Consider the following 22,719-nt stretch of genomic DNA (forward strand, 5'->3'; position numbering starts at 1 on the left):
ATTTTCAATCAAATATAAGATTGCTCATTCAGAATAGAATCTATATTTTGATAAATAGTCAGAAAACACGTGAGAGCTTCCTTACTATTTTTAACTATTTCCACAATCTTTTGAATTCTATCACACTCTAAGAAATATTGTGAATTGGAAATAGAAAAATATAAATAGAGGGTAAGATATTTCTCAAAATTTTCGCTGGGTTGACCAGAAGAAACTAATTCATCCAATCTCTCAATATCGGCCTCTACAATGCTTTTAAACGTATCATGTCCACGTTTAAAAAGTGTATTTACATAATAGATGGTAGGTGATAACCAGCTCATCGCTTCATTAGCTGGATTCGTCCAACGGTCTGACATTATTTTGCGCTCATGTAATTTTATTTTTTCAAGAGAAAGAGCACCATTGATACTTATAAAACCATGAATATGAGGGTTATCACACAATTGTTTGTAACGCAAAACTGTGCCCCCGCCAAAACTAAATCCCATCAAAAAAATAGGGACATCTTGCAGAACGTTACATTTTTCGTGGAGGGCACCTGGATTCTCCTTAATTTGCTTTACAAAGCAAGTGATGGTTTATTTACTGCTGCTTGTCCCTTTTGTGAAGCCTCTAATTGATTAACAGTGACTGATGGATAAAGTTTTCGTTCAGGGGTATTTAAATAACTTACGGCAATCCCTTCTTTGAGCAAATATAAGTCAATGTCTTTTAATTTGCCTGTAAGGATATTCGGCTCATTTGGTGTGCTGCCTCCATAAACCCAAATTACGATTGCCTTGGGTTGATTTATCGGTAGGAATAAGGTGTACCCGGAGTCGTCAATATCAGTCTCAAACATATTGCCCTGGACTTGTGCTATCAGGATCAGACCAGGCCCCTTGAAGGCCAAATATACATTCTTGAGGAAGTTCTAGTAATTCGGTATTTTCTTTTTCTACGCGTTCAAGATTAAAACTATGGAATTTTAATGCGAATCCACTTTCAAAAATGCAGTTAACCTATCATTATTTTTTTTAACTACAAGTTTATAGGGATGAGCAAGAAGTAATTGCTTTATTTGCTCTTCATCAAGCGATTCATCAACACGAAAAATACAATGACAGCGCCCCACATTATCACCTTTACTACTATATTCTCTATCTAAAATTATAGTAAACAGAGGTTTGGGCGATACATGTTCATAATGTGCGCAATTTACTATTTGAATCCCTTTGGAAAAAGCCTTATACTGACCTCGCAATCAGGATAATTCTTGAGAATTATTCTCGTGAGACTGGTATGGAACATTCCATATCACCTTATAAATTAAGACATGTTATTTACTTGACTTAAGAAAATGCATGAAGCTTTAATCAGGATGGATCCCCGCTGACAAAGTGATGACACACTTGATAGCACTCTCGAAAAATTTGTCCTCATTACGCATGACGGTTTAATGCCACGTTGGATTATTATATGAACAAAAAACAGCTTTCCCAACCTTTTGTTGCTATTGGCGCTTTTTTTGCTCTTTTTTTTGGTCGTTTACGCTGGACCAGCCCACCCTGGATTTCCTATTTACGCCGTCAAGCCGATGCGCGTCCAAAAACATTCTGGGGAAGTTTTGCTGCTATTGTCATCTTATTTTTTGCTGCAGGTTATGGCTATTGTTGGTACAAGAGTTTGCCCAAACCGCAATTAATAACTGCAGTGATTACTGCACCTAAAATTACACCCATTGAAGATGATAAATTTGTGCCAGATATTGTTGCTATTAATTTTGGCATAGATCATTCACAAGATACTGCTTCTAACATCGGGAATGACGCTAACTCCGAAGAGGATTCCGAAAGCAATTTTACCCCAAAATCAGTCGCTCCACTTAATCAAATTGGTAAAGAAGTTACTGAAGGAATCGAGATTAGCCCGGCTATAAAAGGCAAATGGTATTGGGAAAATGACAACCGCTTGATATTTACTCCGGAGGAAGACTGGCCGGCTTCGCAAACCTATCGTATTCATTTCGCCAAAAACTTTTTTGCTCCAGGAACAAAATTTGAGGGTTACGATTACTCTTTCTCAACCCAACCTTTTGAGGCAAAAATAAGTGAATTTTCTTTTTATCAGGATCCAGTCAATCCCAACGTAAGACAGGCCGTTGCTACCATCAATTTCAATTTTCCAGTTGACCCTACAAGTCTTGAAAACAAGACCTCTTTAATATTTCAGGCTTTGAAACATGGAAAACTCGACTTAAATGCACAGCATTTTAAGTATAATGTGACGTTTGATGAGCATAAACGTATCGCTTATTTACGTTCTGAAAACCTTTCTTTACCCAAAGTATCTCGTTACCTGGCTCTAACAATTAATGAAGGATTGAAGGCCTTAAAAGGGCCTGGAAAAACGAGCACGTCTGTAAGCAAGAACCTTTTAATTCCTGATGTCGGAAATTATTTCAAAGTCACTGCCGCGACAGCTTCGATTATTCGTAATGAGCAGGATAGACCAGAACAGGTATTAGCTTTAGAAACGTCATTGGGTGTAACCGAAGCCGAACTTAAGAAGTCTCTTCATGTCTATTTATTACCGGAAAATTATCCTGCAACCGTGGCTTCGGAAGAAAAAAAGAATTATGAATGGCAAAATCCTGGGGAAGTTTCAGCAAGTATCTTGAAGCTGTCTACGCCTCTGTCCATGCAAACCATTCCCGCTGATAGAAATTTTGCAACGTTGCATAGCTACAAATTTAACGCGCAAACCCCACGTTATATTTATCTTAAATTGGATAAGGGAGCGCGTGGGTTTGGTGGCTTTGAGTTAACCAATGATTACGCCACCATCATCAAAGTACCTGAATACCCGAAAGAAATCAGTTTTCTTCATAAAGGCGCCCTACTCGCCTTGAATAGTGAGAAAAAACTATCCGTTCTCGTGCGTGGACTTCCATCTGTCAAGTTTGATTTCGCCAGGGTTTTACCCACAAACGTAAACCAATTGATTACGCAGACTCAAGGCGATTTTAATAACCCTTATTTTATTAACCAGAGCTTTAACCAACAAAATATCAGTCAGATATTCTCTGAAATTCAACCATTTGATGCTTCGGACTTAACCAAGCAACAATATACCGCCCTAGACTTTAGCAAATACCTTGCGGCAAGTGCGAATACGGCTGGACCTCAAGGATTGTTTCTGTTACAGGCAACAGGATGGGACACAACAAATAATGTTCCCTTGGATGCAAAAGCAAGCCGCCTAATTTTAATCACCGACTTAGGATTAGTCGTTAAGGATAATCGTGATGGCAGTCATGACGTATTTGTGCAGTCAATCACTGATGGTTTGCCTCTGGCAAATGTAAATGTAACTGTTTTGGGTAAAAATGGCCTTCCGCTTTTAACTTATGCAACAGATGCCCAGGGGCGCGCTAATTTCCCTGCACTCACTGACTTTATTGATGAGCGTGAACCAGTAGTCTATCTTGCAAGTTTAGGAAGCGATGTTTCTTTCATTCCTTACAATAATCCAAATCGTCAATTGAATTATTCCCGTTATGACATTGGTGGTGTTTATAGCAATTACCAGGATCAACATAACTTAAGTGCCTACCTATTCTCTGATCGTGGTATCTATCGACCAGGGGATACTGCCCATATTGGTATGATCGTTAAGCAAACGTATGCTCAACCGCAGCCAGCGGGACTGTTGCTTGAAGCTATCGTCTCCGATCCCCGTGGCACCACCATCCGTGATGAAAAATTTACTCTGGATTCTACAGGATATGCCTCTTTTGACTTAGGAACTAATCCTACATCGCCCACCGGACAATATCTGATTAATCTTTATATTGTTAAGGATAAACACCCTGAGAGTTTGTTAGGCTCTACCTCGATTCGTGTTGCCGAGTTTCAACCTGATCGCATGCGTATTAAATCAAGCTTTTCTCAAGGCCCAACTGAGGGCTGGGTGAGTCCCAAAGACCTAACTGCGAAAATTCAACTCTGGAACTTATATGGTGCTCCAGCGGTCGATAGACGCGTTAGTGGTAAGATTTTACTTGCTCCACAACGAGTAGCTTTCAAAAAATACCCTGATTACATTTTTGCTGATCCCCTTAGTGATCCCAAGAAACCATCTCGAGTCTTTACCGATAACCTAGCTGATGTGAAAACCAATGAGCGAGGTGAAGCTGAATTTAAACTAAATTTGGAGCGTTTTGACAAAGCCACTTACCAATTGACTTTTTTTGGGGAGGGTTTTGAAGCGGAAGGTGGTCGAAGCGTTGCCACACAGTCCACAATACTGGTGAGTCCTCTGTCCTATTTTGTAGGGTATAAGCCTGATGGTGATCTGAGTTACATAAAACAAAATAGCAAGCGTTGTGTCAATTTGCTTGCGGTAAATCCACAATTAGAATCCCTGGAAGTAACAGATCTGAAATTACAACTCGTTTCATTGCATCCAGTTAGTACTCTGGTGAAAAAACCCAATGGCACTTATGAGTATCAGTCAATCGTCCAATCAACCGTGGTGAGTACTGTACCGTTTACTATTAATGAAAGCGGGACTGATTTTGCATTGCCTACGCAGCAAATTGGCGACTTTGCCGTGAATATTCTGGATCAGAATAATACCGAACTAAGTCACATTAAATTCACCGTGGTGGGTGCGAGCCAACAGCCTCTTGCTAAAAATGCAGAACTAAGCGTTAAGTTAAACAAGAACGCGTATCGAGCAGGTGAAGATATTGAGCTACAAATTACGGCACCTTACACTGGAGCTGGATTAATCACGATTGAGCGCGATAAGGTTTATGCCACTCAATGGTTTAAAACAAGCATGACCAGCTCAGTGCAACGAATTCATATTCCTGAAGATTTTCAAGGCAATGGCTATGTGAATGTGGCTTTTGTGCGTGATTGGAATTCACCTGATATTTACTTGAGCCCTCTTAGCTACAATGTCACCCCTTTCAGTGTCGATCATGACAATCATAATATTCATATTCATTTGAGCACTCCTGAATTAGCGAGACCGGGAGAACCTTTTGTTATTAATTACAATAGCGACAAACCTGGTAAAATCATTGTATTTGCTGTCGATGAAGGCATATTACAGGTTGCTAATTATGCAACACCAGATCCGCTTTCTTTCTTTTTCCAAAAGAGAGCATTAGAAGTCTTAACTCAGCAAACAGTCGATCAAATTTTGCCTCAATTTATTAAAGAGCGAGAGCTTTCAGCCGTTGGTGGTGACGGTGGCGAAGAATTATTATCGAAGCATTTGAATCCGTTCAAACGCAAAACGGATTTACCGGTTGCTTATTGGTCAGGCATTATTGATACCGACGCCACACCACGCCAGCTTACCTACAATGTGCCTGACTATTTCAATGGCACATTGCGAGTGATGGCTGTTGCTGTTGCCTCTGACTCCGTAGGTGCAGCCGAGAAAAAATCTCAAATTCGCGGAAATTTTGTTATTAACCCCAATACTCCGACCTTTGTCGCACCAGGCGATACGTTTGAGATTACAGCAAGTGTTGCTAATAATGTTCAAGGCTCAGGTTCTAACGCGAAGGTGGCCGTAGAATTAACAACCAGCCCTTCGTTAGAAATTATTGGCGAAAGCAATGATTCCCTAACTATTCCCGAAGGCCAAGAACAAACGGTGCGGTTTAAGCTGAAAGCGAATTCGTCTTTAGGTTCCGCAAAAATGACTTTGGTTGCGCAAATGGGTGACAAATCCAGCACGATGGATTCTACGCTTAGCGTTCGACCTGCAAGCGCTTTTATTACAGATATAATCAGTGGTAGCAGCAAAGACAGCAAAAAATTGCTTGCGCCTGATCGACAGTTGTATCCTGAATACCGCACTGTCACTGCCGCTTTGTCGACGAGTCCTATGATTTTGGTTTCTGGTTTGCAGCAATACCTGACCACCTTTCCGTATGGGTGTACCGAACAACTGACAAGTAAGGCACTACCGTTGTTGGCAATGGCCAATCAGCCTTGGTTCGCTAAAGACATAGAAGCCATTAGTGATAAGGTGATGACCACGATTCAAATGTTAGGCCAAAGGCAAATGTCCAATGGTGGTTTCAGTTACTGGCCTGGTGGAGGAAGTAATTACAGCACTAACTTCTCCTCAGTTTACGCCATGCACTTTCTAACCGAAGCCAGAGCACAAGGTTATATTGTACCGAATGATGTTTTCAGTGGCGGTCTTGGCTATCTTAGAGACTTAGCCGCTCAAAATCCTGCTGACTTTGATACAGCTCGCGTTCAGGCTTATGCGATTTATATTTTGACGCGAAATGAGATTGTAACGACAAACTATCTAACCAATTTGCAACTCTATTTGGATAAAGAACAACCGCAGAAATGGCAACAAGATATTACCGGGGCCTATATCGCTGCAACTTATCAATTATTAAAAAGTTTTGCGGAAGCCAATCAGCTGATTGATAAATTTAAGATAGACACCCAACCTTTATCCACTACCGATTTTTATGATAGCAATATTGCTAATGCGCAATACCTTTATTTGATTGCAAAGCATTTTCCAGAACGCTTAGCTAAAGTCGGTAATCAGGTTTTGCCACGACTGGTTTCCGCCATTAATACTGATGAAATTAATACGATTCTTTCCGCCTATATTAGTTTGGCTTTAAGTGCTTATGACCAAGCGATACCGGCAGAGGTGGCTAGCTTTTCTATCAGCGAGATACTTAGCGATAACACGGCTAAGATCTTGACAATGTCAGACAGCAGCTACGGAAAAGCGAGTATTGATGAGGATGTCAAACAAGTCAGTTTCAATAATCCCAATCAACTAACCTTTTTCTATCAACTCATACAAGCTGGTTTTGACAAGAAAGTCCCTACAGAAGCAACAGGAAAAGGGTTAGAGATCTATAGAGAGTATCGAGACAGCAAAGACAATGTAGTGAATAGCACAACCTTGGGAAGTGAGATTGAAGTTCATATCCAGCTACGAGCTTTGGATGATCGTTACTTAAGTAACGTTGCAATTGTTGATCTTTTGCCTGGAGGATTTGAGGTTGTGCGTGATTCAGTCCATAGTGAGAACTTGGATTATGTTGATATTCGAGAAGATCGAGTTATCTTCTTTACAAGTGCGGATTCAAGTGCCAAACAACTGGTCTATCGCATAAAAGCAACAAATGTTGGTCATTATCAAGTTCCAGCCATCATTGCAGAATCCATGTATAATCCCGGCATCAGAGCCAATGGTGCTGCGACTACAATGGAGGTAACTACCCCCTTCCCCGAATGACTGTCTTTGGCGTATCTTGAACTAAAATAATCCTTCAAAATACTCACATAGGCAGCTGTCAACTTTGGCCATTTTTCAATAGACCATTGAAAGAATGAACTAAAATACAACAATAGCAATGTTCGTTACTTAATTTTAATTTATAATTTTAGCAAGAGAATGTCGCAATGGATTATGTAGATCATTTTAATCAAGACTCTGCTCAATATTTATTATTTAGGCCGACTTATCCTGATGATTTATATCGTTATCTTACAAAACTTATTGAAAATGGATGTGTATGGGACTGTGCAACTGGTAATGGTCAAGCTGCTTTGGCATTAGCTAATTATTTTTCAACAGTTATTGCTACTGATATTAATCCGCAGCCTTTAAAATTTGCAGCAAATCATCCAAATATTCAATACATTTGTTGTCCGGCTGAGAATACACCTTTACAAGACAATTCAATGGATTTAATTACCGTAGCGCAAGCGCTGCATTGGTTCAACTTTGAGTTGTTTTATCAAGAGGTTAGGCGTGTTGCAAAGCCTTCAGCTTATATGGCTGCTTGGTGTTATACCTTAGGAAAATTTCATTTACCTATTGATGAAGTAATCGGAGAGCTTTATTACCGCATATTAGGCAATAAATATTGGCCAAAAGAGCGGCATTATGTTGATGATGCTTATACTACTATTCCATTTCCATTTACGCGAGAACCAACTCCTTCTTTTTTTATAGAAAAAGACATGAATTTAAATCAATTAGTTGGCTATCTAAAAACATGGTCTGCAGTTAAAGAATATCAATTACACAATCAAGAAGATCCAATACAATTAATTATCAATAAATTGCAGGATTCATGGGGGGAGCCAAATTTAAAACACACTATAAACTGGCCGCTGCATTTACTTGTTGGAAAAATAAATTAGTAACCATTACTACTAGTCAACAAGATCACACTGCCCTTTTCCATTGGGGCTCCAACGGGCTTGGATTGTATGAACAGATAGACAGCTATCATCCTTACATATGTTGATTGCTGGTATGACTTGACAAGCATTAGCCCAACCGCTTTTAATCATTATCCCTTCTGCTCCTTTTGGCAGAGTAGCTATTCCTCTATTTAAGGAAGTACTGCCTGCAACAATCCAATTGATTTGAGAACCATCCAGGTTATAACTGATAACCAGTTTTTTAACAGGCTCTAAATCACCTCGGGTGTAAGCCACTCGGACTGTTCTGGGTAAAGCATTTCCTTCGGGTTCATTGTTATCATCCAAAATATCTATCCTCAAAGGTATGGGATAATCCTCACCCTCAAACTTGCCTGTATATTGAAAGGGATTAAAGATAAATCTCGTAATTAAAACCCAAGACGTAGCGCTTGTGCTAGCTAGGGTGTTCGCATTCCAGAGGAAAGGAAGATCCAAACGTCTGCTGGCATAAAGATAAGCCAAACCCGCTTGTTTGGGTAATTCAATATAAAACTCTGACGGTGTAGCACCAACAAAGCCAGCAGCTAAATATTGATCAGAGCGTAAGCTAACAATGTTGTCCTGTAAACTGCGTAAATCTTTTTCTAACTCTTGGGTATCCATTCCAAGTGCCGAGTAGTGATTAATCATGGATCGCAGTGTGTTAATGGCACTAGCGGTATTATCAGCAGACATAACATCTTCGGGTTCTATATCGGTATGATTATTCAAGGTGTAACCAACACCCCATAATTCGCTATCCTGAAAATACCCTCCGTGATTACGCACAATTCTCCATATATTAAGAGCGGTACCTTCTCCAAACCATTTATCCACCGTTTCCACTCCGAGAGCAGAAATGCCCCAAAGATTAACATCAACGGCCATACTGGTTAGATCTTCTGAGATATCAGGCATCCAATCGTCTGGTGAAGAGGGAATATTAATCGAACCTTGCGTATAAAATACCCCTTTTTGTCTATCGAACGATCCGTTGTAAAGAAAGCTCAGTAATCCGTGTGTCTGATAACCGTTTACCGTGATACCTCCATTTAGCATGATATCAATATGATGCAGAGCACCAGTTACTTCCGTTGTTTGTTGCGTGTTTTCTAATATACCTCGTAAAATTTGTAAACCCGCTAATACCGAAAAATTATCTTCTAGAGAAACCTCTCCTGGAGGAATGGGCCCTTGACCATCTTGCACACCTCCTGGTGCGTAATAAAAAGCACCTGTTCCTGTCTGCATTGCTGAGAAGGCGAAAAGACTATTTATTGCATTCTGCAGAGCTGCTGAATCGATGGGGATCTTACCTTCGGTAAACACATACTCTGCTTGTAAAGGGCCAATTAATTGCGCCCAAGCATTCTCACCTGTAAGCGGTTTCCAATCCGACCAGGTGGTAACAAATTTAAAAAAGTCAGGATTATGGCCTTCGGGGTCGTTTCTTGCCAACACAAAAGGATCGTAATCCCAGCTGAAGAATTGCTGGTATGGTCCTCCAAAAAACGGATCTTTGTTGTAGTAATTGGTGGCCAGCAAGCGAAAGGTAAAGGCTTTAAGCGGATCAACAATTGAAACCTGATATCCATATTTAAAAATCGGAGATGTGGCTCGATTTGCCGGATTTGAAATGGAAGCCAATTCATTTGCGACCAAGTTTCTTACTGTGGTTGTACTTAAATAATCATTTTTAGAAGCCAATGCCAAAGCAATTTGCCAAACGGCCGCATGATAAATATCGGTCCCATATTTTATGTTTGTTCGCTCAATTTGTGCTTGCGCCTGGAACCATTGCTGCACCGTACCTTCTTTCGGCGGCAAGCCTTGGCCTAAAATAACATAAGGGCTAGTCAAAAATGGGTAAGGATTGCTATATAAAGTATCTATTACTCTACATGTATCATCAGTAGAACATATAAAGTCTCCAAAGTATCTTGCTACGTCTTCAGTTGTACCCACATAAAAGCTCAGAGGAATGGATAGAGCATCTTTGCTAAGTGTAAGAATTTGGCTGGAAGTAAGAAAACGAATCAGTTCCTTAATTTCTCTATCGGTGTTTTTCGCGGCAAGAGCAAGATTTAAATTATTTAACAACAATCCTATGGCCACCAAGATCGCCGTGTATTTTCTCATTTATTCGTCCCTGATAGCGTCATCTAGAGAAAAAGCTTGCACATTACTAGCGTATGCTATTTTTGCAGAATCTGCACTGTATTCCTCTTTGTTGACCTCTAAATAATAAGATGGCAGTATAAAGATGACTTAATTTTACTCAAGGACGAAGCCATGTCATGGGCAGAGGGATCCAAATCAGCATTTATAAAAGAACTAAACACTCAAAAAATCCGCTACAACATCAAAACCTGGAAAAACTACATGGAAAATGTACAAAGACCTGGAGCGATTGTTGTAGAGATTGATGATGAAGCGCAAGTGCAAGAAGTGGTGCGAGCAGTCAAAAAACAAAATGAGCAGCATCCTGATCATAAAATAACCGTGCGCGCCACTGCAGGATGGGAAGACGCACAAAGCTCCTGGGGTTGTTTTCCTTGGGCCAAAACACAAGAACACCGGTATAATGAGTCGTTTTCTTTTTCAGAAGGCTCCTCGGCTGACGTGATTATCCGTTTTAGTAAAAAATATCAATCAGTGAAAAAGTTAGGCACCCTGCCTCCTAAATCTACCCTTTCTAAAAATCCTCTAGATAAACTACCGGCTTATGAAGTGTGCGTTAAAGCTGGCGTACAAATAGCAACACTTGCACAAAAATTGCGAGAACTGGGGGCTTCATTAAGGAGCATCAGTATGCTTTCCTGGGCGAGTTTCATCGGCTTGATCGCGACTGGTGGAAATGGAACGGGATATGATGAAGGATCTGTCAGTGATCAGGTTATCAGCTTAAGGGTCTGTGATCACAATGGTGAAATTCGTGAAATTACTCGTGAACACAAAGATTTTGCCACGTTGTGTAGCGCTCATTCTGGGGCGTTAGGAATAGTCTTAAGCGCGAATATTAGAGCCGTTGAAGCCTTTAACCTGCAAGAAACCGTTTATAATTTTGATGACGTTAAAGAAATGGGCCCGCATCTGGGAGCTCTATTGAATGAGAATCAATATTTCACCTTAATAGGCGTACCAAATCCTGTTGGTGATGTAGATGGCATTGCTAAATGGCAAATTCGATTATGGAATTATTCAGAGGCAGAAAGAACCAAGGTACAAGATCCTCCTTACGAAGCTGATGCGCGTTCGCTGGCGCAAGAATTAAGCGTAAGGGTCGGCGATTCAATTCAGGAATTTTTGTTAGACCCCAAACTCAAAAAATTAATGCCATTTTATCTCTTATTATCCGCAGCAATCATTACTGGCACTCGCGGTACAGAACCTATCATTGACCACGAGAATAATATCACCCATTACCAGGCTGCTTTCCCAAAAGCCATGCGCGATGTGAGTTATTTATTGCCAGTCAAGGATAATGAGGCGGGACCTCTACTCGCTGCTGTTCTGCAAAAAATTGATGAGTTAGTTAAGGCCGCAGGAAAACACGGGGAATACCCTATCACCTATGCGGTCTATACGCGTTACATTAAGGGAACAAATGGCGGTCTTTCCCCCACCGCGACTGATTCCGAGGATGAACACGTACTGGTACTTGATATAGTAACCAACCCAGATGCTCCGGGTATTGAAAAATTTGAGAAAGAGTTATTAGCTTATTTTTCTGAGATTAATATTAAACCCCGTTTTCATTTAGGTAAAAACTTTCCCGCTGGCATCGAAAGTTATGCTGATTTCTTAAATCCTGAAGCCCTTGCAGAGCATAGGAGAGCCTTGGAAAGATGGTACGGCACAGAAGAACAATTAAAAGCAAGCCCTTTTATTACGCCTTATTTTGAACAGATGCTGCAAATGGAACCAGCTCTTAAGCAGCAGCTAGAATCAATGCCGCTGAAAACCGTTAGTAAATTCGAGGTCCAAGAAAAAGAACACTCTCATGAAGAATGTGCTGCATTCCTAGAGCATTTGATTACAGCCATGCAAAGCCTGCCCTTGAACAATAAAAAAACCAGAGAGTTGAAAGAGAGTTTTGTAACTCAATGTAAAGAAACACTTGCCTCAATCAAGGGACAAAAAGAACACCAGGAAGTCAATTCTTGTGTATTGGTTTAAGGATTCCCGTTAATCGAATCCCCGATAGCCTTAAGTTTTTCTTGACACACGGAAACCTCGACGTACCGCTCCCGGACTCGATCCGGGATCAGTCCGTGGTATCCAGAGGTACGGAGTGAGATGTCTGCATTCTACTGGATGCTGCGGACAAGCCGCAGCACGTCGGCAGTTTGGGATGTCTAATTGGAAGATCGATGCCGCGGGGATTCGTTGGTGCATTTGACAAGTCACTATATGAGACAACCACAATATGCTAACACCTGATGATCTTATCCAAATTCTCCGAAGTAAAGGAATTCATTCCGAAAACGTTTTAACAGCAATACGACATACACCACGCCATTTATTTATCAATCCCGAAGATCATGCAGTTGCTTATGAAGATCATCCTTTATCCATCGGCTATGACCAAGTGATAACTCAACCTTACCTCGTTGCACGTATGACAGAAGAAATTATGAAAGGTAAAAATGTAAAAAAAGTATTAGAAATTGGAACAGGATCAGGCTATCAAGCGGCTGTTTTAGCCCAACTTGTCGATCAGGTGTACAGCATCGAAAGAATCAAGGCCCTGTATACAACAGCAAAATTACGATTTAAGAAATTAAAAATACTTAATGTGAAATTAGCTTATGGTGATGGCAGCAATGGTTGGCCTGAATATGCACCATTTAATGGCATTATTGTAACAGCAGCGATAGATGAACCTCCCACTTCTTTACTTGAACAATTAGCAGATGGTGGAAGAATGGTTATTCCATTGGGAGACCGTTATCTGCAAAGATTGTATACCATTGTTCGTCAGGGCAATAATTATGAGCAGCATGCCATGGATTCTGTGTCATTTGTGCCATTGTTGCCTGGAGAAAGGACATAAAGCACATCTAAGCCTATCAAGGCTTAGATGTATTTTTTGAGGAAAGATAAGTGTCATAATCAATCTCATCACCGATAGCATGAGTTACTGCCCCAAAGCCTCTGCCAGTATGTTCATTCATAATTTTCTTGAATGATGAAAATTTTTCTTTATCAAGACTATTTGGGCTTTTTATATTTGGGGTTTTTATTTGTTGATCAATGCTGGATTTTATTTGTGATAAGATGCTTTTCCAGGTATTCGTATTACCATGCGTTTGGAAAAATCCATAGAACCCCCTTTCCTCGCGTAAATAAGCATAATCACCACCTTTTTCTTCAATGAGTACCTTCATTTCTACTAAAGCATTGACATCCGTGATTCTTGGCAAAAGCCTATTCACTAATGCTTTTGCTTCTTCTTTTTTGGCTGTAATAGAAATGGGTGATCGTCCGATATACGCTAATTGTCGCAAAAGAATGTCAGTTCTGTACTTATTCCAATCAATACCGTCTCCATTGTCAACAAGGTATTTAGTAAATTCAAGGCTTGGGCGTTTATTAAAAACCTTACTAATATCTTTTCTAAAATCCTTGCCGAATCGTTGATTAAGCTCTTCGATCACTGTAATCATTATTTTGGTTTGAGTTTCCGTGGATTGAAACGAAGAACTATATGCCCAATTCTTGAACAATCTTTTTATATGCTTCTCTTGAATTGGAACATCAGGATTATTAATCAAAGCAAGGATATTGGCTATTTTTTTATCTAGAGTGTCTGGATTGGGATTATTGACAATACTGTTAACATATCCAACGAATAATCCATCTCTATTTAAATTAGGAAAATAGTTTTTGTTAAATAACAAACGTCCATCGGGGTAAAATCCTTGCTGATGATGCTCCTGAATATCATGAATCGTCTCAATTCTGGTGAAGTACTCAGGGTGATCCTGAATCAAATGGTCAATAGCTTTATCAAAAATTTTATCGCTTGAACAAAGAGAAGCGTAGGTAGCAAGTCTTAGTACTCTGGGTTCATGGTAAAGATCAACAGAGAGGCAGGTTACAAGTCTTTGAACCTCCTCGTTTTCAGTTAATTGTTCAGTTCTTTTTTCGTTCATCCAACTTAAAGAACAACCAAAAATAAATTTATTCGCTACACTAACAGCTTGCGAGATAAACTGCTTAGTTTTTATAACAGCGTCTTGCAAAGCCCCTGGACCGGTTACGTAGATAGTCCATTGTTTTCTATACCTTGCATTTCCAACTGTTTTATAGGCTTCATCATAGTCAAAATCCTGATTTCTTCTGCCATGAAATAACTCTTCAGCGGTTTTCTCATAATTTTGATGAATTTGGGTTATGTATTCTTCTAAAAATGGATGATCAGGTCTGGACACTAATACATCATTATTGGGCGCACTCTCTTCTGTCAGGTAAATCGTTTTATCGAAAGGATGCTGGCCAGGGCTTGTCGTTTGTCTTTTGCCAAAGTTAACTTGGCATCCCGTGGCATCTCTAATATCCCCAAGAGGTTCTTTACATAGCACATCAATGTCAGAATAAATTCCACCAAATTTTTGTAAGATAATTGTTCTTAGAATGTCACTCGCAGCCCCTGGTTTTTTTCTTAAGATTTCAAATTGATAATGGCTTTCCAAGGACCCCATATGCCCACCAAGTGTTTCATTGATATCCAGAAGATGAACATGGTTTTCCTTGGCCCACACTGTCAGGTCTATCAGTTCTTGTGAATCATAATTTTTTTTGTCAATCCATAATGTTGTTGCATAATCTGGATTTAATCGCTTAAATTCAGCAATTAGCTTTCTTTGATTTTCGTCTTTAAATGGATTAACAACATAGATAAAATGAGCGCGGTTAGGTATGAGCTCAGGATCATTTTCAAATTGATTGCTCGCTTCAGCAGGGACTTTGGCCAGATCATGGTCTTCTATCAGTTCTGCAAAGGGTTTCAGAGGCGTGGTAGGAGCCAATGCCTTGCTTTGCATTCGAGCCTCTAATTCTGTACCCATTTCAGTCTCCTTGATTAAGTTTTGTATAATTCCATCATACAAAAGACACATTAATCAGGAGTTAAATAGGAATGAATGATTTTCATGAGGTATTCCAAATTGGACTGGTTGTGCGTGGTACTTCAAAAATGGATTCCCGCCTACGCGGGAATGACACAGTTAAATGAATCTCTTTGAAAGGACACCAAGAAGTCAATTCTTGTGTACTGATTTAGAATTCCTCTCTTCTTCAAGGTAACACTGCCAAGTTTCGTCATTCCCCGCGAAAGCGGGAACTATTTCTAAGCTGGCTTTGGAGCTCAATCAGAGATTGATTCCCGCCTTCGCGGGGATGACAGTTTTGGGACAAAATGATATGGAACAACCACAACATGAAAATAACACCGGACGATCTTATTAAAATTCTTCGCAGTAAAGGAATTCATTCCGAAAACGTTTTAACAGCAATACGACATACACCACGCCATTTATTTATCAATCCCGAGGATAAGGCAGTTGCTTCTTCATCAGTATTTGATTGAGCTCCTTATTGTTGATCAATGCTGGATTTTATTTGTGATAAGATGGTTTTCCAAGTATTCGTATTACCATGCGTTTGTAAAAATCCATACAACCCTCTTTCTTCACGTAAGCAAGCATAATCACTCAATGAGCCTTCAATCTTACAGCGACAGGAATTCCGGACTGCGTGCTATTGTTACTGGAAAAAATGAGCAGACATTCCCTCTCGTCTCTAGGATTAATTAATCGACTTGCGTTAAATAAATAATCGTCGGGCTTTCTTCATCAATTGTTGATATTTCATAAAATGCTCATGAGTAATGGGTTGTGATTTCAATAGAAGTGCTGAAAAGCTCATGGCAAAGAGAATGCGACGTAGTTCCCAGATGGTATTTTGAAAATGAATTATTTTTTCTCCTAACTCAGAACCTGCTTTTAATTCTGATTGCAGATTTTCTGAACTGCTAGTGATAAGAGTAAAACTATCATTAAATTGATTACGTAACTTTTCCATAAAAATAATTGGGGTAGGAGATTCAGAAGATAGTGATAATAAGTGTTCCGCATTATTTTTTATAACCTTATAAACAATTATTTGGTGCAATAAGTAAAGCTTCTGTGAATAATGAAAGGAATTAAACAGCAGATAGTCCCCGATAAATACAATTAGAATTCCAATCAGGGTGCATATTCCCCGGTTAACCACCATTTCAATGGGACTTTCAGGGACCGTTGAAGTAAATGTTGTGGCAGTAAGCAAAAAAGCGAATAAGGTAATAAAAAAGACACAGATATCATAACGACGAAGATTGAGTGTCGTGACGAGCATACCTACTGCGGAGCCAATAAAAAGTACTGGGATCAAACGATAATTCAATTGTAATAAATATAATAAAGGAATCATAAGTATAAGAGCTAGTAATGTTCCTTTAATCCGATGGCGAGCTCGCTGTACTATCAAGCCCGGTTCAATACTGGAACTAATAACCAGAACAGTCAGTAATACCCACCATTTATGTGGCATATTCGAAACCACATAAGTTATTATTCCCATAGTATAAATTAGCACCAAATGAGTAAAGCGAGCATAGCCTAGTTGTGTTCTAAGGCTATCTATTTTTTGCATAGCGCATTCCAATGCCGAATGGCAGTAAGAAGATAAGTGTTAATCAAGTGTTGAAAAGGGGTTGAGGGATTTAGAACAATCGTCGAGAAGTCAATCTGGAGAGGTATGCTCATATGCTGGCGCAGCTCCTGGAGGTGGTTTTTTACAGCATTCCAAAATAAGGGGTTCATTTCCTGATAATAAATACTGTTTAATGCAAACTGAATGTTTCTGATATTAAAATACAGTTTAAATGCGGGTGAGAAACACGTTTTTGGTAGTAAGGTTTGATAGGAGCGGACAATATCCACATGTTGGACTTCTTCGCTAAGTGAAGAAAGAGGTAAATGCTCGATAGTCGCAGTTATGTCACCTTCTATACATCGAATGTAATGTTGCATAGCCCGAGTCCAAATAATTAACGCGACATTAGGATATAAATTCAAGCAAATGAGCAAAACAAGCATTGATAAAATCATTGAAGAAAAAATGCCTATTCCTATCTGGAGGCTGGCCATTGGCTGTATAGAAAGACTGAGTGCTCCTATACTGATGATTAACATTGGGACATTCCTGATTTTGGGGCGCCTAGTCCAAATTAGAGAAAAGAGAATAATGAATAAAATGATCGCATAAACTGGAAATACCAGTTTAAAAGGGTAAATCAAATAAAATGAAATGGCTGTGGTAATAACACTGGTAAAAATAAACACCATCGTTTCATTTTTTTCTTTTTGAGATGATAAAAATGGCATTTCATACCAGGCAGTAACGATCAGAGGGGCCACAAACATAAGAAAATTTTCTGGCCTGAAAAACCAATAAATAAAAGTTAATATGGTTGCAATAAAAATAGCTTTGTGTAATGCCACGCGCTGAATTGCGTAAGGATCGACCTGATTCATCCAGTTAACGAGCCGTGATGTAAACATAAGCGCTGGCACCTACTCTTAAAGGGAATTGAGGATCTGGATCGATTACGCGGATAATAACAGGCAACCGTTGGGGTAGTAAAATCCATTGGTTTTCATTGCTAACATTTTGCAATTGCGTTCTAGGATCAATTTGCTGGCGGTTTGCAGCCCAAAAATTCGACGTTACGACCCCATGAAACATTTTGCGACCTAGATACATCCTTGGAAAAATTAAAACGTTGGAGCCTTCCCTCACATCCCTAAGATCAGTTTCGTTAAAGTTGGCTTGGATAAATATGTCATCCGTGCTTACTAGAGAAAATAGTGGCTGATTAATATTTACTGGTGCTCCTGGCGCTAAAAATAAATTTTGCACGATACCATCAACTTGAGCACAAACATCCGTAAACGCAAGATTGACATGTGCAATATTAAGTTGGGATTGGATGGATTGAATATGGCTTCGTTGCGCTTCGATCTGATGCTTATCAATGTCCAATTGCTTTAGAGAAGCCTCCCATTTATCCTTCGCAGCGAGAGCTTCTTGTTGTGTATTTTCCAAGGTAATCAGGGAAACTGATTTAATACGATAACCCTTACGGTATTTTTCATAATCCTGAGCTAATTTTTCGTAAATTCTGCGATGATTTTCACTGAGTTTTTGGTGTTTATCATAGATAGTTTTCAGTGCCTTTAATTGGGCTTTCGCCGCCTCCAAATCGGCGGTCAGTTGATCAACTATATATTGATAGTTTTTTTTAAAAACAGTAAATAATTTTTGCCCTTTTAGCACTCGTTGTCCATTTTTCACGTAGATTGTCGTAATATATCCTTGGACCTGTGCCGCGACAGGTCTAATATTGTTGACGACAAAGGCATTGTCAGTGAAGGGAAAAAGATAGGAAAAGGTGTAAATCAATAACGTGAGCAAGCCTACCGAAATAACCACATTGGGGAAGGTTAGGTATCTTTTTGTATTTTTTATTTTCTGTCTTAACACTTGTAATTTTTCTTTATATTGTATCCATGAATAACGCGTTAACATTGATAACCTCCAGCCAAATCCTGGTAAAGCAATACTAATGACATGGCCAGTTGGAGTTTGGCCTGATTGGTTGATATAGCTAAATTATCGAGTACAATCTTGTTTTCTAACCATACTTTATAGGATATTAGCCCTGCCTTTAATAGTCCTTTTTGAAGCCTCAACTTATGCTGATAATCTTCTTGAGCCTCTGAAATTTTCTGATAATAAGATCGATATTGACGATTGGCTGATAAGTCATTGTCGACGTCTCTTAAGATACGGCGCACAGTTTTAATAAAATGACTCACTTGGGCGTGATATATTCCTCGTTGCGTTGCGATTTTTCCCCAAGTATTTGGAGCAACCGTCCAAGTTAAATACGCGTCTGTCATTTCTGCCAGTTTGCTCTCAGGAACATGTGCTTCGCCAAAATATTGATCCAGTTGCAAAAGAGGGAAAAAATTAGCAATTGCAATGGCCTTTCCGGCTTGAGCTTGTTTTACGGCGTATGCTGCCATTTTTAAGTCCGGTCTGTTTCTCAAGACTGTTACTGGCAAACTCCCCGGTTTAAATCGATTAAAATCCAATTGAGCGAAGTGATTGGGGGTAACAATAGGTCCCGGATTTTGATTGACTAAGTAACGAAGGGCATTTTGGCTAGTCGTAATATTGTGTTGAGTGGTTTTCAATTGAGCAGCGATTAATGCTTTTTCCATTTGGATATTGGACACGTCAATGGCGTTACTTAACCCTATATTAACTTCATCTTCAGTTTGTTTAAGCAGTGTTAGTACATCATTGTTAAGTTGCTGAAGAAGGCGTAATTGCTCTTGTTGGGCTATTAAAGTAAAGTATGCTGATGCAATTTGGCCGATCACGAGTAGCCTCACTCCCTCAACAGCAGCTTGATTATAAGCGAGATAATAGGTAGCCTGTTTTTGTTTTTGGAATTGTTGAGCAATATTAATTGCATAATAGGGCCAAACCCCATAAACCCCCCCCGGGCTTCCCAATGCGGGATTTGTAGAGTATCCGCCAAAGAAAATTAATGAAGGGATCCAACTTAATTTTATTTCTTTTAATAATCCTCTCGCTTCCTCAAGATTGCCAAGCGCAATGCCAATATCAAGATTATTACGCAGTCCACGATGTATCAGATTATCCAAAACCGGATCATGGAATTGTGTCCACCAAGCAAAATAGGGCAAGTTTTTAACGGGCTTATATTCTTTAGCCATTGACGGGAAGGATTTTGCTGTTTTAACAGCAACTGTACGATGGTCTTGGCTACAATTGAGCAAGCCAAGAGTGATAAACAGCATGAGCATCGTTTGCCTGGACATTAGTAGATACTTTTAGAGAGATGAGTTTTATATCTATGCGTGCTTAAGCTTACTTTAATTGCCACGATTACATTTTTATGATTTCCTGAGGAAACTCATTCTATTTTAGTGGTATTTTTAGATATGTAAAGAAAGCTTGCTGAGCACCTATAATGTGAGTTTTCTAGCAACAGCGGTTATTCAAGTAAGAAGCGGAAGGTCATATATCGCTGCTGTTCAACAATACCATCAAGAAGTCTTCATCATGCGAGCATTGTCAACCCTATAATGGTGACTCTATAGTGCTTTATTTTAGTCAAAATTTCTACACTTGTCTTCTTGCCTCTAAGACATTAGGTATTTGCTCGAGTTTATTTAGCAAACGCGAAAGACTGTTTAATCCATCAATCTCCACAGTCAATTTGATATAAGCTGTATTATCTTGCTGATGGCTTTGCGTTTGCAAAGCATACACATGCGCTTTTTCGTTGGCGAGCAAGGAGGTAATATCCCGCAATAAACCAGAACGATCAAAGGCTTTCACTAATACGTCAACAATGTAGTGATCTCGTGTTGAACTACCCCAATTAACTTGCAGGAAGCGTTGTCTTTGTTTATCACCGGCATGAAGGATGTTGGGACAATCTTTCTTATGTACGGATACTCCCCGCCCCAAAGTGATGTAACCAACAACGTCATCGCCAGGGACCGGCTGACAGCATCTAGCCATGTGAGTTAAAAGATTACCCACACCTTCAATCCGTAAATCACTGCCTCTGACTTCAGGCTTGGCCATGGGTTTTACAATATGTTGAACAGAAGGTGTTCCTGTTTCAGTTGGTGATAACTTATTTAATATTTGACCTAACTTAATATCACCACGTCCCAGAGCAGCTAATAAATCATCGACACGCTTAAAATTGAACGACGCGATAATATCATTCAGCCGATCGGCCTTAATGCCTAAGCTCTTTAATTCTTTGTCCAGAATTTCATGGCCTTCCTGACGATTTTTATCATAATCTTGCATTTTGAACCAATGCAGGACCTTGGCCTTGGCTCTTGACGTTTTCAGGTAATTAAGATGCGGATTAATCCAGTCTCTAGAAGGACGCTCGTCTTTGCCTGTTAATACTTCAACTTTGTCACCCGTCTTTAATTCATAAGTCAAAGGAACAATCGTTCCATTTACTTTAGCTCCCCGGCAACGATGACCGATTTGACTATGAACATGATAAGCAAAATCCAATGGCGTTACCCCTTGGGGTAAATCAAGAACATCCCCGTCTGGCGTAAAGACATAAACCCTATCTTCAAGAAATTCCGTTTCTATCGCTTCAGACACACCCTTAGAAGCAGCCATTTCTCGATGCCAGGCCAATACATCACGTAGCCACTCTATCTTTCGCTCATGACTTTCTTTTTGACTAACTGCGCCTTCTTTATATTTCCAGTGAGCAGCCACTCCCATTTCGGCTAGATCATGCATCTGAAACGTACGAATTTGAACCTCAAATACCCGCCCTTCTGGCCCTTCTACAGCAGTATGTAAAGACTGGTAGCCATTCGCTTTGGGATTGGCTATGTAATCATCAAACTCAGCAGGTATCCGCTTCCAAAGTGAATGCACCATGCTTAGCACTTCATAACACTGCTCTTTGGTTTCAACTAAAACCCTGACAGCCGTCGCATCATAGATTTCATCTAATGAAACGTTTTTACGTTTCATTTTACGATGGATACTGTGAATATGTTTTGAGCGGCCATAAACTGCAAAATGTTGCGCTTCTGTAGCGCGAATTTGCTTATTTAATTCTTCAACAATGAGGTTAACATAACTATCACGTTCAAGACGCTTAGCCTTTAATCCTTTGGCTATGGCTTTATATTCCTCAGGATGCAAATAACGAAAAGAGAGATCTTCCATTTCCCATTTTATAGCCCCAATACCTAAACGATTGGCCAAAGGAGCATATATCTCCATTGCTTCAGTCGCAATTTGTTGACGCAGTAGCTCGGGAAGTTGTCCACAAGTACGTAGGATGCAAAGTCGTTCTGCCAGTTTTATAAGCACAACGCGAACGTCATCCACCATAGCGAGAAGCATCTTACGAACATTATCAATTTGATGCTTGTTTTGGGGATATTTGTTTAGCGCTTGTAAATTATGCATCGCGCTCATTTTTTCTATCCCTTTAACTAACTTAGCGATGTGAGGTCCTAACTGCTCTTCGACATCGTCTAGGGATAGCTCAGCATAGTGCACATTTTCAAAAATGATTGCCGCAGTCAAGGTTTCCTGGTCAACCTCTAAATCAGCCAAAACATCAGCCATGGATAACCCAAGCTGCAAGCAGGACACACCCGTCTCGGTGGCATGATCTTGTCCTGCAAGCTGACTTAGGGTACAAGCATTGCGAATCAAATCCAAATCTTGAAAATACCCTTTGCTTCCTAGTTGTTGTAACCATTGTTCAACATCAATGTTTCCATCGATGGACCAAGGAGTATTTTCTTTAACTCTGACCATT

The 22,719-nt window shown here is 39.8% G+C and carries 15 protein-coding genes; 5 read left to right on the top strand and 10 right to left on the bottom strand.

Annotated features, from left to right (window positions below):
• Nucleotides 1–8: 8 nt before the first annotated feature.
• From CKV79_RS07180 to CKV79_RS13805, 3 genes are all read right to left on the bottom strand, one after another.
• Nucleotides 9–491, bottom strand: coding sequence for a hypothetical protein (locus CKV79_RS07180; RefSeq protein WP_028372998.1), 483 nt, complete (start codon nucleotides 489–491; stop codon nucleotides 9–11).
• Between the two features lie 71 nt (nucleotides 492–562).
• Nucleotides 563–844: a hypothetical protein gene (locus CKV79_RS07185; protein ID WP_131796097.1), complete on the bottom strand. Its 282-nt coding sequence runs from the start codon at nucleotides 842–844 to the stop codon at nucleotides 563–565.
• 126 nt (nucleotides 845–970) lie between these two features.
• Nucleotides 971–1,117 (bottom strand): hypothetical protein, encoded by a 147-nt coding sequence (locus CKV79_RS13805; RefSeq protein ID WP_154660304.1) that lies wholly within the window; start codon nucleotides 1,115–1,117, stop codon nucleotides 971–973.
• A 344-nt stretch (nucleotides 1,118–1,461) separates the two neighbouring features.
• Here CKV79_RS13805 and CKV79_RS07195 point away from each other — a divergent pair, with 344 nt between their 5' ends.
• Nucleotides 1,462–7,287, top strand: a complete 5,826-nt coding sequence (locus CKV79_RS07195) for an alpha-2-macroglobulin (protein WP_028372995.1) — start codon at nucleotides 1,462–1,464, stop codon at nucleotides 7,285–7,287.
• A 167-nt stretch (nucleotides 7,288–7,454) separates the two neighbouring features.
• On the top strand, nucleotides 7,455–8,201 hold the full coding sequence (locus CKV79_RS07200; protein WP_028372994.1) for a class I SAM-dependent methyltransferase: 747 nt from the start codon (nucleotides 7,455–7,457) through the stop codon (nucleotides 8,199–8,201).
• 12 nt (nucleotides 8,202–8,213) lie between these two features.
• On the opposite strand, the gene CKV79_RS07205 is transcribed toward CKV79_RS07200, so the two are convergent.
• Nucleotides 8,214–10,385, bottom strand: coding sequence for a hypothetical protein (locus CKV79_RS07205; RefSeq protein WP_028372993.1), 2,172 nt, complete (start codon nucleotides 10,383–10,385; stop codon nucleotides 8,214–8,216).
• A gap of 153 nt (nucleotides 10,386–10,538) precedes the next feature.
• Between CKV79_RS07205 and CKV79_RS07210 the strand changes: the two genes are divergently transcribed.
• The gene (locus CKV79_RS07210) at nucleotides 10,539–12,425 is read left to right on the top strand and encodes an FAD-binding protein (RefSeq protein ID WP_028372992.1); all 1,887 of its coding nucleotides are present in this window, start codon (nucleotides 10,539–10,541) and stop codon (nucleotides 12,423–12,425) included.
• A gap of 250 nt (nucleotides 12,426–12,675) precedes the next feature.
• Nucleotides 12,676–13,302, top strand: coding sequence for a protein-L-isoaspartate(D-aspartate) O-methyltransferase (locus tag CKV79_RS07215; RefSeq protein WP_028372991.1), 627 nt, complete (start codon nucleotides 12,676–12,678; stop codon nucleotides 13,300–13,302).
• Nucleotides 13,303–13,318: 16 nt separating this feature from the next.
• Here the strand turns inward: CKV79_RS07215 and CKV79_RS07220 are convergent, their stop codons facing one another.
• On the bottom strand, nucleotides 13,319–15,319 hold the full coding sequence (locus CKV79_RS07220; RefSeq protein ID WP_028372990.1) for a glycosyltransferase: 2,001 nt from the start codon (nucleotides 15,317–15,319) through the stop codon (nucleotides 13,319–13,321).
• Nucleotides 15,320–15,690: 371 nt separating this feature from the next.
• On the opposite strand from CKV79_RS07220, the gene CKV79_RS13810 reads away from it, so the two are divergent.
• Nucleotides 15,691–15,840 (top strand): hypothetical protein, encoded by a 150-nt coding sequence (locus CKV79_RS13810; protein ID WP_154660303.1) that lies wholly within the window; start codon nucleotides 15,691–15,693, stop codon nucleotides 15,838–15,840.
• Between the two features lie 236 nt (nucleotides 15,841–16,076).
• Here the strand turns inward: CKV79_RS13810 and CKV79_RS07225 are convergent, their stop codons facing one another.
• The 5 genes from CKV79_RS07225 to relA form a co-directional block, all read right to left on the bottom strand.
• Nucleotides 16,077–16,946: an FUSC family protein gene (locus tag CKV79_RS07225; RefSeq protein WP_028372989.1), complete on the bottom strand. Its 870-nt coding sequence runs from the start codon at nucleotides 16,944–16,946 to the stop codon at nucleotides 16,077–16,079.
• Complete coding sequence (locus CKV79_RS07230) at nucleotides 16,934–17,857, bottom strand: hypothetical protein (protein ID WP_051546126.1); 924 nt, start codon at nucleotides 17,855–17,857, stop codon at nucleotides 16,934–16,936. The genes CKV79_RS07225 and CKV79_RS07230 overlap by 13 nt, the downstream gene beginning before the upstream one ends.
• Nucleotides 17,835–18,884: an HlyD family secretion protein gene (locus CKV79_RS07235; RefSeq protein WP_035915308.1), complete on the bottom strand. Its 1,050-nt coding sequence runs from the start codon at nucleotides 18,882–18,884 to the stop codon at nucleotides 17,835–17,837. The genes CKV79_RS07230 and CKV79_RS07235 overlap by 23 nt, the downstream gene beginning before the upstream one ends.
• The gene (locus CKV79_RS07240; protein ID WP_028372987.1) at nucleotides 18,878–20,209 is read right to left on the bottom strand and encodes a TolC family protein; all 1,332 of its coding nucleotides are present in this window, start codon (nucleotides 20,207–20,209) and stop codon (nucleotides 18,878–18,880) included. The genes CKV79_RS07235 and CKV79_RS07240 overlap by 7 nt, the downstream gene beginning before the upstream one ends.
• A 304-nt stretch (nucleotides 20,210–20,513) precedes the next feature.
• Nucleotides 20,514–22,718 carry a GTP diphosphokinase gene (gene relA / locus CKV79_RS07245; RefSeq protein ID WP_028372986.1) on the bottom strand — a complete coding sequence of 735 codons (2,205 nt, stop codon included), beginning with the start codon at nucleotides 22,716–22,718 and terminating at the stop codon, nucleotides 20,514–20,516.
• Between the last annotated feature and the right edge of the window lies 1 nt (nucleotide 22,719).

This window comes from Legionella lansingensis, assembly GCF_900187355.1.
Lineage (GTDB): Bacteria > Pseudomonadota > Gammaproteobacteria > Legionellales > Legionellaceae > Tatlockia > Tatlockia lansingensis.

Coding starts and splice junctions, on each gene's coding strand:
- CKV79_RS07180 (WP_028372998.1), bottom strand. CDS start 491: ATGGGATTTAGTTTTGGCGGGGGCACAGTTTTGCGTTACAAACAATTG.
- CKV79_RS07185 (WP_131796097.1), bottom strand. CDS start 844: ATGTTTGAGACTGATATTGACGACTCCGGGTACACCTTATTCCTACCG.
- CKV79_RS07210 (WP_028372992.1), top strand. CDS start 10,539: ATGTCATGGGCAGAGGGATCCAAATCAGCATTTATAAAAGAACTAAAC.
- CKV79_RS07240 (WP_028372987.1), bottom strand. CDS start 20,209: ATGTCCAGGCAAACGATGCTCATGCTGTTTATCACTCTTGGCTTGCTC.
- CKV79_RS13810 (WP_154660303.1), top strand. CDS start 15,691: ATGAAAATAACACCGGACGATCTTATTAAAATTCTTCGCAGTAAAGGA.
- CKV79_RS07225 (WP_028372989.1), bottom strand. CDS start 16,946: ATGCAAAAAATAGATAGCCTTAGAACACAACTAGGCTATGCTCGCTTT.
- CKV79_RS07195 (WP_028372995.1), top strand. CDS start 1,462: ATGAACAAAAAACAGCTTTCCCAACCTTTTGTTGCTATTGGCGCTTTT.
- CKV79_RS07205 (WP_028372993.1), bottom strand. CDS start 10,385: ATGAGAAAATACACGGCGATCTTGGTGGCCATAGGATTGTTGTTAAAT.
- CKV79_RS07215 (WP_028372991.1), top strand. CDS start 12,676: ATGCTAACACCTGATGATCTTATCCAAATTCTCCGAAGTAAAGGAATT.
- CKV79_RS07235 (WP_035915308.1), bottom strand. CDS start 18,884: ATGTTAACGCGTTATTCATGGATACAATATAAAGAAAAATTACAAGTG.
- relA (WP_028372986.1), bottom strand. CDS start 22,718: ATGGTCAGAGTTAAAGAAAATACTCCTTGGTCCATCGATGGAAACATT.
- CKV79_RS07220 (WP_028372990.1), bottom strand. CDS start 15,319: ATGGGTACAGAATTAGAGGCTCGAATGCAAAGCAAGGCATTGGCTCCT.
- CKV79_RS07230 (WP_051546126.1), bottom strand. CDS start 17,857: ATGTTTACATCACGGCTCGTTAACTGGATGAATCAGGTCGATCCTTAC.
- CKV79_RS07200 (WP_028372994.1), top strand. CDS start 7,455: ATGGATTATGTAGATCATTTTAATCAAGACTCTGCTCAATATTTATTA.